The organism is Dyadobacter tibetensis Y620-1 (assembly GCF_000566685.1).
Classification (GTDB): Bacteria; Bacteroidota; Bacteroidia; order Cytophagales; family Spirosomataceae; genus Dyadobacter; species Dyadobacter tibetensis.
In genome coordinates this window covers 885,956-902,078 of record NZ_AZQN01000003.1, presented here as the reverse complement: position 1 = coordinate 902,078, position 16,123 = coordinate 885,956, and the positions used below count along the sequence as shown (strand labels likewise).

Here is a 16,123-nt window from a genome sequence, read left to right as displayed (position 1 = left end):
AGGACTAAAAGCCTGGCCCCGACGGAATATACCCCATCCCGGAGAAAAATATCCTTTCAGGAATCCTTCTTTCTTCTTTTCCTTCGTTTTCTATCCTTGCCCTCATCAGAAATAGCACTTTCAGGCTCGGCCTGTTTCTCGACCATAGTCGGATAATATGGAGCCAGAGCAAGTCTAATCTCTTCTCTGAATGCATCCTGTACACCCTCCAGAGCGGCTTCTTTAACGGAGTGATTGATTCTATTCTCTTTTAATAGGTTTACTACTGCCTCTTCTCCAGGCCAACTAGCTCCCAGACAGCGGGCCGCCTGCTCACGTACCAATAAGGAATGGCCGGCGTTGAGTGCAATAGAGCGAAGTACATAAACGGCCTCCGGTGTACCGGCAGTTTGGATCGATGCCAGTAAAGCCAGCTTTTGGCTCTGCCCCAAGCTGGACAACCGCTCATTCATATAGGTCACCCCAGCAAGGTCCAGCAGTAATGCTCCTGCATCGCGCCCTATCACTTCTCCTGACTTAGATATAGCAAGTTGAAGCAAGCGTTCTGTTTCGGTCCGAGGCTGGTAGCGGGTGACCAGATCGATATAATCTTCGGTACCATAGGTATCGTCCAACAAACGGTTCAGCACAGAGAGCCCTTGTTGAGAATTGGCCACAAAAGAACGATCTAAGTGCAAAAGTGCTTGTTTAGCGACCTGAATTCGGTCGGCTGCAGGCACATTTACCATATTGAGTAATGCTTGGTTTTTCTCGTATCCTGCATGAAAGAAGTCAAAGGCTCTAAAATATCTCAGGCGACTTTTAAAACTTACGCTGGTATCAGCCGCCAGTCTCTCCAGATAAGGGATGCTTTTTCTTGTTCTTGCAAGCCAGATCAGATCACTACCACCAGGTATTTTCTCTGGATGGCTTCCTGCCCGGGCTAGCCATGCCGGAAATATCCGCTCCCATTGCCCTATTGCTCCTATACTTAAAGCCTCTACCGACCAGCGATCATTCCCCTTGTGCTGCCCAGCAAGCTGAAGCCAGACATCCAGGGCCTCATAGGTATGATTGTGATTAATGGCCAATGCCGCTTCCCTACGCACCTGTGGATGTGGGTCGGCGGCCAGTCTTTTGATATATTCTATAGGATCGCTATTACGCTGGCGCACGGCGCGTAGCGTAGTAATTCTCAGATTATGGTTCAGCTCCCTAAAACCTATGTCCAGATTCCGGCTATTAAATCCTTCGATGCGATTGAGCACCCAGAGTGCGCGGGCCCGAAGCTTGGGATTGGCATTATATTGACGAAATAGAGCTTCCAGCATAGGCTCTGCTGCCCAGCCATGGTCCACACAGGCATTCCAGGCCAAATAGCGCATCGATAAGTTAGGACTTTGAAGGGCCTGAACGGCCTGTTCAGGTATACTCAGATCGAATTGTGGAATAACATATGGGGTATTGGGTGGAGCAACCCTAAAGATACGCCCCCGGCTACGGTCCTTCATTCGATGCTCCCCTACCACCTCGTCGTACCAGTCTGAAACAATCAAGGAGCCATCGGGTGCTACGGCCACATCGCTGGGCCTAAACCATTTGTCTCTCAAGCCATCCAATATTGGCAGGACCCCTGTAGAGCGATACCCTGCGCCCTGGTCCACCACAGGATAGGCCCGTAGGGAATTAAGCCCTGCATCGGCGACAATTACTTGATCCCAATATTTCCGAGGCAGCAATTCACCCTCATAGACTATGGTACCCATAGGCAAGCCAGAGCCCGTCTCCAATAAGTTGGGCACCACCCCCGGATCGTTTTGATGCCAATGGCGCTTAGGTATTTCGTCTTCCAGATTCGTACGATCGACACGCCAGCTGTTACCATTCATTTCGTCGATATAACCAAAGTTCCCGTTCTCCATTACATAGGATACCCGATCACTCTCATTGCCCGGCTCCCCCCTATCTGCTTGCCACATGGTGCCATAGCTGTCAACAGCGGTTTCGAAAGAATTATTAAAATTTTCGGCAAGAATTTCTACTTTTCTAAAATCTTGATCACATCGAAATACAACTCCTTGACGATAGGGACGAAAATTGATTGGTCTTTCGTATTTATCTAATAGCGGACGATTCCGCCCATCAACGAGTTGACCACCGGCATTCCCATAATTGAAATAAAACTTCCCATCTGGCCCAAACACAAAAGCATGTATGCCTGCATCTTGCTGGATCCCGCCAATACCTTTGAATAAAACCTCCTTTTTATCGGCCACATCATCCCCATCAGTGTCGGTAAATAGCCATACATAAGGGCTTTGAGAGACGATAGCCTTATTCCCCATCACCCATATTCCTAATGGAGCCTGGAGTTCGGGACCCTGATAGAATACCTTGGTCTTATCGGCTACTCCATCTTGATTGGTATCTTCCAGAATCACTATCCGATCGCCCATCCCCAGTTCAGACTTCCCATTCACTGCTGGCCTATAGTTATAGGCCTCTAAGGCCCATACTCTTCCCTTATGATCAACATCAATATTGATGGGGTTAATCACGTTGGGTTCCGAAGCAAAGAGTTGGACCTGCAAGCCGTCGGCTGGGGCGAGTCCTGCCACTGCATTCACCGCCATGCGACGTTCCCGTTCAGACAATCTCAAATAGACACTGTCAGGGTGCATAGACCTCAGTGAGTCAGCAAGTTGTGCCCATACAGATGTCCAAGAAAATAGAATCAGAGAAATACAAAGCAGGATAGCCTTGTTAGATAAGAATGATTTCAAAATGTACTTTACTATTACGCCTTCAGCCAGTTCCAAAAAAACTTCTAAAAGTAAGAACTTTACACTACAATGTAAAAACCGGGTTTCAAAAATAGTAGAATTCACCCTCTCAACGGAGCAATCTTGGCAAGTTGAAAAAGGGATGAAATTTATCATTCTCAGTTATAAAATAATTTTATCCCCGACCCTTGCACCTATCTCCCCGGTCTGTAGTATGCAGGATTAGACTGAAAGTTTTATAACTTGTGAAGGCAAATCTGGTACTTACTAAATCTGATTTTTATGAAAACTGCATCTCTTTTAGTCATTTTGCTTTCAACCCTAATACCGGCAATGGGGCAAACTGACGGTCCTGGCACGGAAATACAAATTCATACTGCTACTTTAGCTGCTCCTAGCGACCAACGGCAGGGAGCTGCCGTGTACAGTCCCGCAACGGATGGCACTTATACCTTGATCCGAAAAGGCAGTAACGACATGGTGTGCCTGGCTGATGACCCCTCCAAGGCTGACATCAATGTAACCTGTTACCATACCAGTCTTCAACCATTTATGGAAAGAGGATGGGCACTTAAAAAGGAAGGTAAAAATGCCAAAGAAATTTTTGACATCCGTGAGTCAGAAGTAAAATCTGGCCAACTGGTCATGCCCAGGCAAAACGCTACCCTCTACGCCTTATCGGGCTCCCAGGCGGACTATGACCCTCAAACCGGGGAGTTAAAAAACGGCTATCTGCGCTATGTGGTATACATACCATATGCCACTTCTGAAACGACCGGACTCCCGCTTAAACCTGATGTGCCAGGACAGCCATGGATCATGGATCCGGGGACGCACAGGGCCCATATTATGATCAACCCGGCCAGGAATTAGGTAATATAGGCAGAAAACACTTGAGGTTTCTCCTGGAACAGTGCTTTGGTTCTACCCCAGACTTCTCGAAAGAAAGGGGTAGAGCGATAGGCATTAAGACTCTCACGATCGACCCAATGGCTATGCGTTATCATCACAGCGGGTTCATCGGCATCCTGCCATAATTCTACCATCAAACAACCTGGCATTTCTAAGATATAAGGTTTTGATTCTTCAAAAATTTGCCGAAAATTATTCAGTTGCTCTGGCTGGAAATGCATTCGAACGATACGTATAAGCATATAATCATTATTTGGGATCCAAAATCTACTTATAAATAGGGTAATAACGAGACTTAATCATCTTTTAATCTGAAACCATTCACACAAACGATGCAACTAAGAAAGCTATTTCTGAGCGGAATGCTCTTATTCTCATTTCAAATAACCATGGCTCAATCAGATGCCCTCCCTTTATGGCCGGAAGGCCAAATTCCTAATTATATTAAAAATGATATTGAGGAAAAGCATGTAACGGATGCCAATGAAATTCTTCGTATCAGCGGCGTTACGGTCCCCACCATTACACCTTATCTGGTAGCCAAGGAAAAGGCTACAGGGGCGGCTGTGATGATCTGTCCCGGAGGAGGTTATGCAATTCTTGCAGCTTCTCATGAAGGGAGCGATTTAGCCAAATGGTTTAACCAGCGTGGCATTTCCGCCTTTGTGCTAAAATACCGTCTTCCCAACCCAAAAGGCATGATGCACCAGCATGAAGTACCTCTTATGGATGCTATGCAAGGCATGACCCTGATCCGTCAACATGCTTCAGAGTGGAATATTGACCCACAAAAAATAGGTGTAATGGGCTTTTCAGCAGGTGGTCACCTGGCAGCGACCCTTTCTACACATCATAATAAAGGCCCGAAAGCTTCCGAAGACGCTCGTCCTAATTTCTCAATTCTGGCTTACCCGGTAATTTCCTTAAAGCCAGAATTGGCACATGGGGGATCCAGAGATAACCTATTGGGTAGTGAAAAATCGGAGGAACTTATTCAATACTATTCCAACGAGTTACAAGTAGATGACAAAACCCCTACGGCATTCCTCGTGCATAGTATGAACGATGGCTCTGTGGGAGTAGAAAATAGCATTGCTTACTTTCTGGAATTAAAAAAATATAAAATACCAGCTGAGATGCACCTTTATCCTGAGGGGGGGCATGGTTATGGTCTCCGTACCAAGGGCAAAGGATCATTGGTAGGATGGCCGCAGGCCCTTCATACCTGGCTATCGGAGCTAGGATATGCAAAAAAATAAGCTCATGAGGCTAGCCGCCTATGGCAATCATAGTGCGGTTGGCCTCATAGGTCTCTTTGGCATTTTCAGCAGTAAACTGGCCGTGTCCGCCATGGGCGAAATGTTTTTTGTCAAAATGATCATGGATTAAGCCCTGGACATCGGAACCATTCCGTAATGCAGTGAGCAAATCTACTTCAGAAGTATCAAAAAGGCAGTTTTTTAGCTTCCCGTCTGCTGTGAGACGTATGCGGTTGCAGCCTGAGCAAAAAGGATGGGTAACCGTTCCAATTATTCCAAAGCTTCCTTTTCCTCCTTCTACCTGAAACTGATGTGCAGTATCGTGACGATCGCCGGGCAAACGTGAAAACCGGTACTGATCCGAAATACCTGCCAGTAATTCATTATAAGAAACTATTTTAGACATATCCCATTCATTGCCATTGAAGGGCATAAATTCGATAAATCGGACATGCAACCTTTCATTCAGAAGCGACATGCCTACAAATTCGTTGACTTCCATATCGTTGATCCCTTTCATGACCACCATATTGATTTTTACCACAAAGCCCTCTTCAAGCAATAGATCAATATGATCTAATGTCTTTTGTAACTGATCGCGACGGGTGATTGCCTTGAAACGGCTCGCATGAAGTGAGTCCAAACTGACGTTAAGACTTTTAATGCCGGCTTTTTTTAAGGTAGGAAGATATTGATCTACATATATGGCATTGGTCGTAAGGGTAAGGGCCGAATCTAAAGCACCGAGGCGCTCCGCAATAGAACTGAAGTCCTGCCTAACGAGGGGTTCCCCTCCAGTCAATCTAATTTTATCCACGCCTAAACCAACAAATATTCGGGCAAGTTCAACTATTTCGTCGGCCTGCATAAGATGTTTATTTGGCATAAACAGCATGTTCTCCTGCGGCATGCAGTAGGTACATCGCAAATTACACTTATCTGTTAGCGATATGCGTAAATAACTATGCTTACGTCCGAAACGATCTAAAATAGGTGTTGTCATCGCGATTATTGTCTTCTTCTAGCTAGTGCTTATCCCCTCCTAAATATTCACTTCAATGACCCTGGCCCTGCATGACCCCATACAGATGAAAAACATGCGGAAACAAGGCGTCCATATATTCGGTCACTGCTCCCTTGCTACCGGGCATGGTCAATATTAAGGTATGGCCCATGAGACCAGCTACCGATCTCGATAGCATGGCGAGAGGCATCCTTTCCTGTCCATACCGGCGAGCTTCCTCTGCTATCCCGGGAATTTCCCGGTCTATCAGGGTTAGTACTGCCTCAGGGGTAACGTCACGGGATGATACCCCGGTTCCGCCAGTCAGTATTATGAGTCCATATGCTTCCTGATGAAGCCGTTTTATATTTTCCTGAATGCGTTCAATCACATCGGGAACGACGCTAAAGTCCCCTACCGAAAGTCCGTATTCTCCGAGTTTCTCTACGATAAGGGCACCGGACCGGTCTTCAGCTTCTCCCGCCGAAACCCGATCAGAACAGACAATCACCGCGGTTCTCAAATGTTCAGGAGGCCCCTTTCTATCGCTTTTTCCACCCGTTTTCTTGAGCAACCTGATCTGGTGAATTTCAACTCCCTTATCTATGGGCTTGAGCATGTCATACATCGTGAGGGCAACCACAGAGGCCCCATGCATGGCTTCTACCTCCACCCCAGTTTTATAAATGGTCTTAACGGTAAGCTCAATGATTATCTTGAGCCCTTCAATGCGGTACTGAACACCCGTATATTCCACTGGTATGGGGTGACAGTCAGGAAGCAGGTCGGGCGTCTTTTTAACTGCCAGGAAACCGGCTGCCTTGGCCATTTCAAACACGTCCCCCTTCGGCACTGCCCTATTCTGGATAGCCTGCACGGTATCCTGACTACTGACCAATACGGTTGCCTCAGCTGTTGCGATACGCAGTGTATTCCTTTTATGAGTAATATCGACCATTTTATCCCTTAGATTCGTCAAATGAGCTCCAGCCCTTATTTATTTTCCTTCCATACATATTGATCCGCTTCTCCCACAAGCTCCTTTCCAAATACGGGAACGTCCTTTTTAATCTGCTCCACGATAAAATCCACAGCCTCAATGGCCGCTCTTCGATGTGCCGACGACACGAATACAAATAGGCTGATCATACCCACGGGTACCAGCCCCAGACTGTGATAGAGATGCATGCAGGTAAGATCATATTTCTGAAAGGCAGCTTCTCTAATCCGGTGAAAGACCTCTTCTGCCATAGGTTCATAGGCCGAATAATCTATTCCTGTAACAAGCCCTTCCGACTTTTGATCGGCCCGGATTTGACCTAAAAACAGGCTATGCGCACCAATATCTGTTTTGGATTGGTGCTTGGCTATGGAATCTGCCACAAATTGCGGACTAATAGGGCCATGCACCAAAACCTTTTTCCTCTTATGTTCTTTCTTCATAACTACTAAACTGGTAAGTTATAGCTCACCCGCCTGCAAAAGGGGGTAAACAAGCAATTTCAGCTTGCAAAGGTATGTCCATCTCCTCTGCAGCCAATTGCTGATTAATAGCAATTTTAAATTTCTCTCCTCCCAAAAATGGGTACTTATTTAAAAGTATCTGGCGGAATTCCGATACGTTCAGGCTTCTGGTCAGATCCATTGTCTCACTGGAAAGGCCAATCCGATCGGCCAGCAATCCAAAATATAATATTTGTATTTGCATAAGAATTTCTGCTGAGTTTAAGGCAAAAGATGCACTTCTACCAATTCACCTTTTTTAACTTCTTGCTGACTTACGGGCAGATACACCAACGCATTTGCCAAGGCAAAAGATCGTAGGGCAAAAGACTCCTGCCCAAACAGCGGCGTAACCCTCCCCTCTTCAACAAAAGCTTTCAAAAATTCGTCCCGTTCTCCTGAAAAAGAATAGTCTTTAAGGGATGGAAGTCGAAAAGAGGGAAGAAACAGATCGCTACGGCCATATAAACCCCGCAGGGCTGGGAGCACATACTCATAAAAACAGACCAGAGAAGAAGCCGGGTTACCTGGCAAAGCGAAGAGAAGTTTACCCGAAAGTGTACCAAAGAATAAGGGTTTCCCCGGCCGTTGGCGTACTTTATAGAATATCTTCTTTACATCCAGATGCTCCATAGCCGCCGCTACATAATCATAGTCACCGACAGATATCCCACCTGAAGTCAGAACTAGATCCGCCCAGTCGATAAGGTCGGCTAGCCTTTCGGTAACTTCATCGGGCTGATCTTCTGCTGAATCGATACGAATATCGACTATACCCTCCTTATGTAAGGCTCCTTCTAACATCACCGAATTTGATTCGAATATCATCCCGGGCTTCAGTGCCTGACCAGGATCTACGAGCTCGTCACCGGTCAATAGTATGCCTACCCGAGGTTTGCGAATTACTTCCACGTGTGTAATCCCGAACCCAGCCAGAAAACCCAATGCTCCGGCAGTAAGCAATGTCCCGGCCGACAGTGCCACTTCTCCGGCCTGTATTTGCTGGCCCTGATAGCGCACATGCTGCCCCGCAGCAATGGAAATAGAATTTAATATAATATGCCCGTCTCGAACGGTTACATACTCCTGCATCACCACTGTGGTAGCCCCCTTGGGCATGGGTGCACCCGTAAAAATCCTCATGGCCTCTCCTCTGGCAATTTCCTGTTCCACTCCATACCCCGCCTTGCTCTCGCCTTTCACTCGGAGCGAAGTATGGGCACCGGATACATCCAAGTGACAAATGGCATACCCATCCATGGCCGATTGAGTAAAAATAGGAAGCGGTACAGCTGCCTGAACATCCACTGCCAGTACGTATCCGATAGCCCCTGTAAGGGTACGTGTTTCTGTAGGTAAAGGGCGGACCGACGCTACAATTTTATCTTTGGCAACTTGTACTGCGATCATTTTATTCGCTGGTTTAGTCTTGCAAGTTAATATTTATTGATTCAGCTCCTAAATCTAAAAATCACGGCCAACTGAGCCAAATCGCCATTTTTTTGCCTTATAATACAGTTACAATATTATTAAAAAACTATTTAACTAATTGACAATCAGTTCATTGCTATTTTTTACACTATACAGGTTATTCTTATAATACAATTTTACTTATAAAATTACCGTTTGGAAAAGTATTATATGCTCCAACGAAAATTGCCTCTACATTTCAAAATCGGCCATTTTTTTAAGTCAAACCCAAAAATCGCCAAATTATAAAATATCAAATTAGTACAAATTAACAACACTACAATCGACTGTATTTCAAGTTTTTAGACAATAATGAAACATTATTAATACTAATAGCGTTATCTTTGTCGCCAAGTCAGCCTTCAAGGGCTGGTGGGTAATATGTTTCACGAACCAAAAAATGAATGATCAGATTTATCTTTATCGCCTTTGCGATTTCAATGTTAGGAGCTTACTCCTTTCGGACCAAGAAGGTAGAAAAGAAAGAATTGACTATTACAGTAGAAGAGTTCAATTCAGATCTTTTAGCGATTGATTTTTGTGGCGAAGCCATCCCAGTTAAGGAGCTACAAATCGCGAAGAAGTATCAAAACACCATCAGAAATTACGACAATCCATCGTTTCGTAATTTGATGACTAGGACAGAAAAGAGGATGAAGGTAATAGAACCCATCCTAAAGAAGTACGGAGTACCAGCCGATTTCAAGTATATTCCCATTATAGAGAGTGCAATGAGTAACGAAGCCACTTCCCACAAAGGTGCTGGAGGATATTGGCAGTTTATGCCATCGACGGCACGCTCTCTCGGCCTGGTAGTAAATGATAGTATAGACGACAGGAGGCACCTGATTAAATCCACCCATGCTGCCGCCAAATATTTGGTACGACTGCACAAGCAGTTGGGGTCATGGACACTGGTAGCTGCCGCCTATAATGCGGGTCCCAGTCATATTAAAAGTGTGATGAAGGCTCAAAAAAAGAATGACTATTATCGTCTTAAACTCAACTCCGAAACCAATCGCTATTTATACAAATTGATCGCGGTGAAGGAGTGGTTTTCAAACCCCGAACGCAGCCGAGAATGGGGAAGTGGAGCCATCGTAGAACAGTTGGCAAAGATCGATCTGGATCAGAAGAACGCTGCCAAAACGGTTAGCATCAAGGCCGGAATCGATTCATGATCCGGAAACCTCCGATTATTTATAGATAAAAGCGTAAAAAAGGAAACATCTTGCTTTCTTTGCTGTTAAATATCCATATCCTTAGGGTATGGATATTTATTTTTATTATTACAAACAATACTAATTACGAGATGACTAAGGCAGAAATGGTTACGGACAAGGGAACCATGCTCATCGAATTTTACGATGAAGAGACTCCCAATACTGTCAAAAATTTCGTAGAACTTTCTAAAAAAGGATTCTACGATGGATTGATTTTCCATAGAGTCATTCCCGACTTTATGGTTCAGGGTGGTGACCCCACCGGAACAGGTCGTGGAGGACCGGGCTACAAAATCGATTGTGAACTTACGGGAGGTAAACAACATCACGATCGTGGCGTATTATCTATGGCCCATGCTGGCCGGAATACGGGTGGATCACAATTTTTCATCTGCCATAGCCGTAATAACACTGCCCACCTGGATGGCAACCACACCTGCTTCGGAAAAGTTGTGGAAGGTGTTGATACTGTGGACCTGATCAGACAGGGCGATAAGATCCAGAAGATCACTATTATCGAAGATACAGTAGCTTAAGCTATAGTTAATACCTAAAAAAGCCTGCTTCCATAATAGAAAGCAGGCTTTTTTAGGTATCTAAGATGTCGGATTACCAGAAATTGGTATACAACATTACAATAATCAAAAGAACGATAGCGGCTCCTACGGCAAAGGTGGTATCCACCTTGAACATGCTTACATCGATCTCCAGACCCTTTTTCTCATCGGGAAGTAGGAAACCTAGAATAAACATCACAACCACGCAGATCAAAAATACCCAGCCCATGCGGTCTAAGAATGGGATTTGAGACCAATCGGCTCCCGGCAACCAGTTGTTATGCATACCTAAAGCCAGGATAAACCCTCCAACAATTGCAAATAAAGCTCCGGCAGAATTGGTTCGTTTCCAGAAGAATCCCATGATAAAGGCCGCAAAAACCCCTGGCGATACCAGTCCGGTCATCTCCTGAATAAACTGGAAACCACCTTTTTTATCGATTCCCATATAAGGAGAAACGACGATAGCCAGCAACATGGAGATCACAATCACGATCCGACCAATTCTAACCAATTGCTCTTCCGATTTATTTTTTCCGAAATACTCCTTAAAAATATCGAGGGTAAAAATGGTAGAAATAGAATTGGCTTTCCCGGCTAAGGAGGCTACTACGGCGGCAGTCAATGCGGCGAATGATAATCCTTTTAGCCCCATTGGCAAGAGACTAAGCAAAACAGGATAGGCTTTATCCGCAACGATTTCTCCATTCTCAGTAAGTTCATTTACAAACATCCCTTTGCTGTATAATGCATAGGCGGCAATACCAGGAATTACTACTAACGCGGGCATAAGAAGCTTTAAGGCGGCAGCAAATAAAAGTCCCTTACGGGCAGTGGGCAGGTCGGCTCCCAATGCTCTTTGGGTGATGTATTGATTACAGCCCCAATAGTTTAGATTCACAATCCACATCCCACCAAACAGAACTGTTAAACCCGGCAATTGAGAGTAAAATTGATTCCCCTCTTTAAATATCATATGAAAGTGATCGTCATGATTGGCTTTCATTTGTTTGAAGCCATCCATCATTCCTCCTACGGTAATGCCCGCATCTCCCGCAACCAGATTTAATGCCAGATAAGAAGTCGCTAATCCACCTATTATCAAGAAAAACACTTGTATAACATCCGTATAACCTATCACCTTCATTCCACCTATCGTAATGATGATGGCGAAAGCTGCAAGCGCCCACATGCAGAACCAGAAGTTCAAACCAGAGATTCCTGATACCGCCAGGGCTCCCAAATAAAGGATTGAGGTTAGGTTCACCATAATATACAGACCAAGCCAGAAGATGGCCATAATCAAACTTACCTGCTTGTTATAGCGCTGAGTAAGAAACTGAGGCATGGTCCAAATCTTGTTTTTCAAATAGATAGGCATGAAAAAAACCGCTACAACGATCAAAGTTGCTGCCGCCATCCATTCGTAGGTAGAAATGGCTAATCCCATGGTGAATCCGTTTCCGGACATGCCTATAAACTGCTCGGCAGAAATATTAGAAGCGATTAAGGAGGCCCCGATAGCCCACCAGGTGAGGGACCCTTCGGCAAGAAAAAAGTCCTTAGTGGACTCTGAAGAGGCTTTCTTTCTGTTATAAATCCAGTATCCGTAAACGGCTACGATGATGAAATAAACAAAGAAAATGACGTAGTCTAATAATTGTAATTGTTGCATCTCAAATCCTTATAAAGGTTAAGTGGTGGATGAATAATAATAGGTTCCGATCCGAAAGGTACAGTATTTTAAGAAAATTGTGCAAGTCAAAATTAAAAAGAATAAGATTGTTTTTTGATTTTTTTAAGATATTGTGCCAATATGACACAATTATCAAAATAAGATCATCTAGCCCCTCCAATAGGTGTGCTCCTACCCACGATCAATTTTTCATGGCCGCAATCTATAGGCCTGATTGAAACGCTCTCCCTTATTGACCGAATCGATCAAAATGCGTAACCCTTGGTTCTGAGTACTCAGAAGCCAGCTCGAGACTTCTTTACCGGCCATCATATAGGCAAATAACACACGATCGGGATCACCACCGCTGAAAGCTTCCATACCTTCCAGCTCCTTCAGGCTCAAATCTTCTGCGTATTTGCCCGCATATCGGCTGTATTCCTCTGCATAGCCTCGGGCACGTCTGCGTGGGTGTGTGCTGCTCACAAAGCGTCTGTCCACCATTAGGGCTACACCTTCATTAAACCATTGAGGAATATCAGATAAAACGGTCCACCACCCCAAGCGTTGCAATAATTCGATATGGCTCATCTCGTGGCTCAGTACATCGGTGTTGATACCTTGAAAATGCACCACGACGAAATCAATTCCCCAGGGCGTTCCTACACTACAACCCGCTCCGACATTGCTATTGCAATACTTTCGATACTCGGCATCGGTACCACAGATAATAATCCGGGGGCTGGAGCTAACGGAGCCGTACAGATTCGCTATTCTATTTTCAGCCTGGAGTACCAGATCGGATATTTGTCGATACTGACTGGCATCTAAATGTTCACTGATATATATTCTTTCGCCCACTCGCTGCAAACTGGAAAAATATAGGGTATGTGTATAAAGGATTTGAGGGTAAAGAAAAAATAAACTTCCCCAGATCAGGCCCAAAGCGAGCAATATATACCGAACTGTTTTCAAAAATGGCCTCACATTTAATGACTCTAAAAGGGAAAGATAAGGGGTTCGTAATAAATTTGAGATAGGCAATCGCAAAAAAGTAGAAATATCCGCGATAAGAGCTTCTTTGGACGAATAAAAAAAACCAGGCACCTGCTCCAATGGAGTAAGTGCCTGGTGGGTTCTATAGAAAGGGCTGCGCCTACCTATCTACTTTTCAGTGTTTAAAATGGCGCACCCCTGTCGTTACCATGGATATACCGTGGTTGTCGCAGTAGGCAATAGAATCCTTGTCACGAATGGATCCTCCGGGCTGAACCACAGCAGTTATACCAGCCAGGTGAGCGATCTCAACACAGTCAGGGAACGGAAAGAAGGCATCGGAAGCCATCACAGCACCATTAAGATCGAAGCCAAAGGCTTTGGCCTTATCTATAGCCTGACGAAGAGCGTCTACACGGGAAGTCTGCCCGGTTCCGCTGGCCAAGAGCTGATTTTCTTTGGCCAGAACAATGGTATTAGATTTGGTATGCTTACAAATTTTAAGGGCAAACTCCAGAGCGCTAATTTCGGCAGGCGACGGTGATTTGGTAGTTACAGTCGTAAAACCTTCGGCTATTTCAGTTACCAGGTCCTTATCCTGAAGCAATACACCGTTCAATAAAGTTTTGAACATTACGGCAGGCAATTGCTGTGGATTACGCTTCAGCAGAATTCTATTCTTCTTGGACTTCAAAAGTTCCAGGGCATCGGCATCGTAAGCAGGAGCTATCAGAATTTCCATAAATAGCTTGTTCAACTCTTCTGCAGTAGCCAAATCGACTTTCGCATTGGTGATTACCACACCTCCAAAAGCCGAAACCGGATCGCAGGCCAGGGCGTTATCATAAGCTTGCTTGGCAGTAGAAGCCGTAGCAATACCACAGGCATTGGTATGCTTGATGATGGCGAAAGTAGGCTCTGCACCTATAAATTCGTCTATCAGACTCACACAGGCATCTACATCGACTAGGTTATTATAAGAAAGCTCTTTTCCATGCAATTTTTCAAATATTGCTTCAAGGTCTCCGTAATATGTAGCTTTCTGGTGCGGGTTTTCACCATAGCGCAGCGTTTGAGCGGGCAAGCCGGTGAACCCATATAAGGCCGCATCTTCACGTCCTAGGAAGAAGCTATTGATGGCGCCGTCGTACTGAGCCGAAACGCCAAAGGCCTTACCCGCGAATAAACGGCGGTCTTCCAGGTCTGTGCTGGCCGCTTTGTTAGCCAGTAGCTCTACGACTTCGGCATATTGGCTACGAGAAGAAACGATCAGGGTATCTTTGAAATTTTTTGCAGTAGCGCGGATGAGAGAGATTCCACCAATATCAATTTTTTCAATAATATCTTCTTCAGAAGCACCTGATGCCACGGTTTCTTCGAAGGGGTATAAGTCCACAACCACCATATCGATGGCTGGAATATTATATTGCTCGGCTTGAGCTACGTCTCCGGCATCGTCGCGACGATACAAGATCCCTCCCATAATAGCAGGGTGTAAAGTCTTTACCCGTCCGCCAAAAATAGATGGATAGCCTGTTAGCTCCTCAGCAGCAGTTACCGGAATACCCAGATTCTCAATAAAGGTTTGGGTACCCCCAGTTGAATAGAGCTTTACATCGTTTTGATGCAAGATACGAACCAATGGCTCAAGCCCATCCTTATAGTATACAGAGATAAGCGCGGATTGTATTTTTTTGGACATGGTAAAAATTATGTAATATTATGTTTTACGAATCGAGCAGTCGCTGGACGACTGGCGGGACAGCCAGAAATGCGGATTCCCTGTCAATATTAAAAATAAACCGCAAATATAACCGAAAATTAGACAAAAGACATACAACACCGGCCAGTGGCGGTGGAACAGTTCTTTTCAACAACGATAGTATCAGGGAATATACCCTATTTATAGCAGGAAATGGGGACTTATCAATATAGAACTAAAACAATAAATACATATGGATTTAAACCTTAAAAGTAAAACAGCCATAGTCTGCGGAAGCACGCAGGGAATAGGCAGAGCGACCGCCATGGAGCTGGCGCTACTAGGGGCTAATGTCACCCTTATCGCCCGCAATGAGGATGCCCTACGCCAGACAGTAGAACGCTTGGATAGTACACAAGGGCAAATCCATCGATATGTAGTAGCCGATTTTTCCCGCAAGGGCGAAGTGAAAGAAGCCATAGACAATTACCTTCGGCTCTGCCCTGAGGTACATATTCTTATCAATAACACGGGAGGCCCGTCGGGCGGACCCATTATAGAGGCCGATGTCGATCAATTCCTGCTTACATTCCAGATGCATGTAATCAACAATCAGATCCTGTCTCAGGCGGTAATCCCCTTTATGAAAGAGGCAGGTTACGGCCGGATAGTGAATATCGTGAGTACTTCCGTGAAACAGCCTATTCCAGGCCTTGGGGTATCCAATACCATTAGAGGAGCGGTAGCTAGCTGGGCCAAAACAATGTCTATAGAGCTGGGTCCCTATGGAATCACTACCAATAATGTGCTTCCCGGTTTCACCAAAACCTCCCGGTTAGAAAATGTAATGACCATGCGAAGCAAGGCTCAGGACAAGACCTTGTCCGAGGTGGAACAAGAAATGACGGAGAGTATCCCCATACGCCGCTTTAGCGAAGCACAGGAAGTAGCGGCAGCAGTAGCCTTCCTCTGTACTCCAGCAGCCGCCAGCATCAACGGGGTAAATCTACCCGTGGATGGGGGAAAGACGGAGAGTTTGTAACCTACTAACAGGCATAATG

The 16,123-nt window shown here is 45.2% G+C and carries 16 protein-coding genes; 6 read left to right on the top strand and 10 right to left on the bottom strand.

The window, feature by feature from the left end; translation table 11 throughout:
- Positions 1-56 precede the first annotated feature (56 nt).
- Positions 57-2,660: a PVC-type heme-binding CxxCH protein gene (locus X939_RS0110795; protein WP_044199161.1), complete on the bottom strand. Its 2,604-nt coding sequence runs from the start codon at positions 2,658-2,660 to the stop codon at positions 57-59.
- A gap of 384 nt (positions 2,661-3,044) precedes the next feature.
- Between X939_RS0110795 and X939_RS0110790 the strand changes: the two genes are divergently transcribed.
- On the top strand, positions 3,045-3,635 hold the full coding sequence (locus X939_RS0110790) for a hypothetical protein (RefSeq protein ID WP_025763275.1): 591 nt from the start codon (positions 3,045-3,047) through the stop codon (positions 3,633-3,635).
- Here X939_RS0110790 and X939_RS0110785 read toward each other — a convergent pair.
- Positions 3,632-3,916, bottom strand: coding sequence for a putative quinol monooxygenase (locus tag X939_RS0110785; RefSeq protein WP_025763274.1), 285 nt, complete (start codon positions 3,914-3,916; stop codon positions 3,632-3,634). The two genes, X939_RS0110790 and X939_RS0110785, sit on opposite strands and share 4 nt — an antisense overlap.
- Before the next feature lie 90 nt (positions 3,917-4,006).
- Here X939_RS0110785 and X939_RS0110780 point away from each other — a divergent pair, with 90 nt between their 5' ends.
- Positions 4,007-4,933 carry an alpha/beta hydrolase gene (locus X939_RS0110780; protein WP_025763273.1) on the top strand — a complete coding sequence of 309 codons (927 nt, stop codon included), beginning with the start codon at positions 4,007-4,009 and terminating at the stop codon, positions 4,931-4,933.
- A gap of 10 nt (positions 4,934-4,943) precedes the next feature.
- Here X939_RS0110780 and moaA read toward each other — a convergent pair whose 3' ends face one another.
- From moaA to X939_RS0110755, 5 genes are read right to left on the bottom strand one after another with little or no spacing between them, the layout of a single operon-like run.
- Positions 4,944-5,936 (bottom strand): GTP 3',8-cyclase MoaA, encoded by a 993-nt coding sequence (gene moaA / locus X939_RS0110775; RefSeq protein WP_052353437.1) that lies wholly within the window; start codon positions 5,934-5,936, stop codon positions 4,944-4,946.
- A 52-nt stretch (positions 5,937-5,988) separates the two neighbouring features.
- Positions 5,989-6,894, bottom strand: coding sequence for a bifunctional molybdenum cofactor biosynthesis protein MoaC/MoaB (moaCB, locus tag X939_RS0110770; RefSeq protein ID WP_025763271.1), 906 nt, complete (start codon positions 6,892-6,894; stop codon positions 5,989-5,991).
- 35 nt (positions 6,895-6,929) lie between these two features.
- Complete coding sequence (locus tag X939_RS0110765; RefSeq protein WP_025763270.1) at positions 6,930-7,379, bottom strand: molybdenum cofactor biosynthesis protein MoaE; 450 nt, start codon at positions 7,377-7,379, stop codon at positions 6,930-6,932.
- A 25-nt stretch (positions 7,380-7,404) separates the two neighbouring features.
- Complete coding sequence (locus X939_RS0110760) at positions 7,405-7,644, bottom strand: MoaD/ThiS family protein (protein ID WP_025763269.1); 240 nt, start codon at positions 7,642-7,644, stop codon at positions 7,405-7,407.
- A 17-nt stretch (positions 7,645-7,661) separates the two neighbouring features.
- Positions 7,662-8,849, bottom strand: a complete 1,188-nt coding sequence (locus tag X939_RS0110755) for a molybdopterin molybdotransferase MoeA (protein ID WP_025763268.1) — start codon at positions 8,847-8,849, stop codon at positions 7,662-7,664.
- 464 nt (positions 8,850-9,313) lie between these two features.
- Between X939_RS0110755 and X939_RS0110750 the strand changes: the two genes are divergently transcribed.
- On the top strand, positions 9,314-10,090 hold the full coding sequence (locus X939_RS0110750; protein ID WP_025763267.1) for a lytic transglycosylase domain-containing protein: 777 nt from the start codon (positions 9,314-9,316) through the stop codon (positions 10,088-10,090).
- A 131-nt stretch (positions 10,091-10,221) separates the two neighbouring features.
- Positions 10,222-10,668, top strand: coding sequence for a peptidylprolyl isomerase (locus X939_RS0110745; protein WP_025763266.1), 447 nt, complete (start codon positions 10,222-10,224; stop codon positions 10,666-10,668).
- Between the two features lie 73 nt (positions 10,669-10,741).
- Here the strand turns inward: X939_RS0110745 and X939_RS0110740 are convergent, their stop codons facing one another.
- The 3 genes from X939_RS0110740 to purH form a co-directional block, all read right to left on the bottom strand.
- A complete protein-coding gene (locus X939_RS0110740; protein ID WP_025763265.1) occupies positions 10,742-12,364 on the bottom strand; it encodes a sodium:solute symporter family transporter in 1,623 nt (540 codons plus the stop codon).
- A gap of 210 nt (positions 12,365-12,574) precedes the next feature.
- Complete coding sequence (locus tag X939_RS0110735) at positions 12,575-13,339, bottom strand: hypothetical protein (protein WP_131694816.1); 765 nt, start codon at positions 13,337-13,339, stop codon at positions 12,575-12,577.
- A gap of 196 nt (positions 13,340-13,535) precedes the next feature.
- Entirely contained in the window at positions 13,536-15,062 is a 1,527-nt protein-coding gene (gene purH, locus X939_RS0110730; RefSeq protein ID WP_025763262.1) for a bifunctional phosphoribosylaminoimidazolecarboxamide formyltransferase/IMP cyclohydrolase, read from the bottom strand.
- A 20-nt stretch (positions 15,063-15,082) separates the two neighbouring features.
- Here purH and X939_RS0110725 point away from each other — a divergent pair, with 20 nt between their 5' ends.
- Entirely contained in the window at positions 15,083-15,295 is a 213-nt protein-coding gene (locus tag X939_RS0110725) for a hypothetical protein (protein ID WP_025763261.1), read from the top strand.
- Positions 15,296-15,315: 20 nt separating this feature from the next.
- A complete protein-coding gene (locus X939_RS0110720; protein ID WP_025763260.1) occupies positions 15,316-16,104 on the top strand; it encodes an SDR family oxidoreductase in 789 nt (262 codons plus the stop codon).
- Positions 16,105-16,123 lie beyond the last annotated feature (19 nt).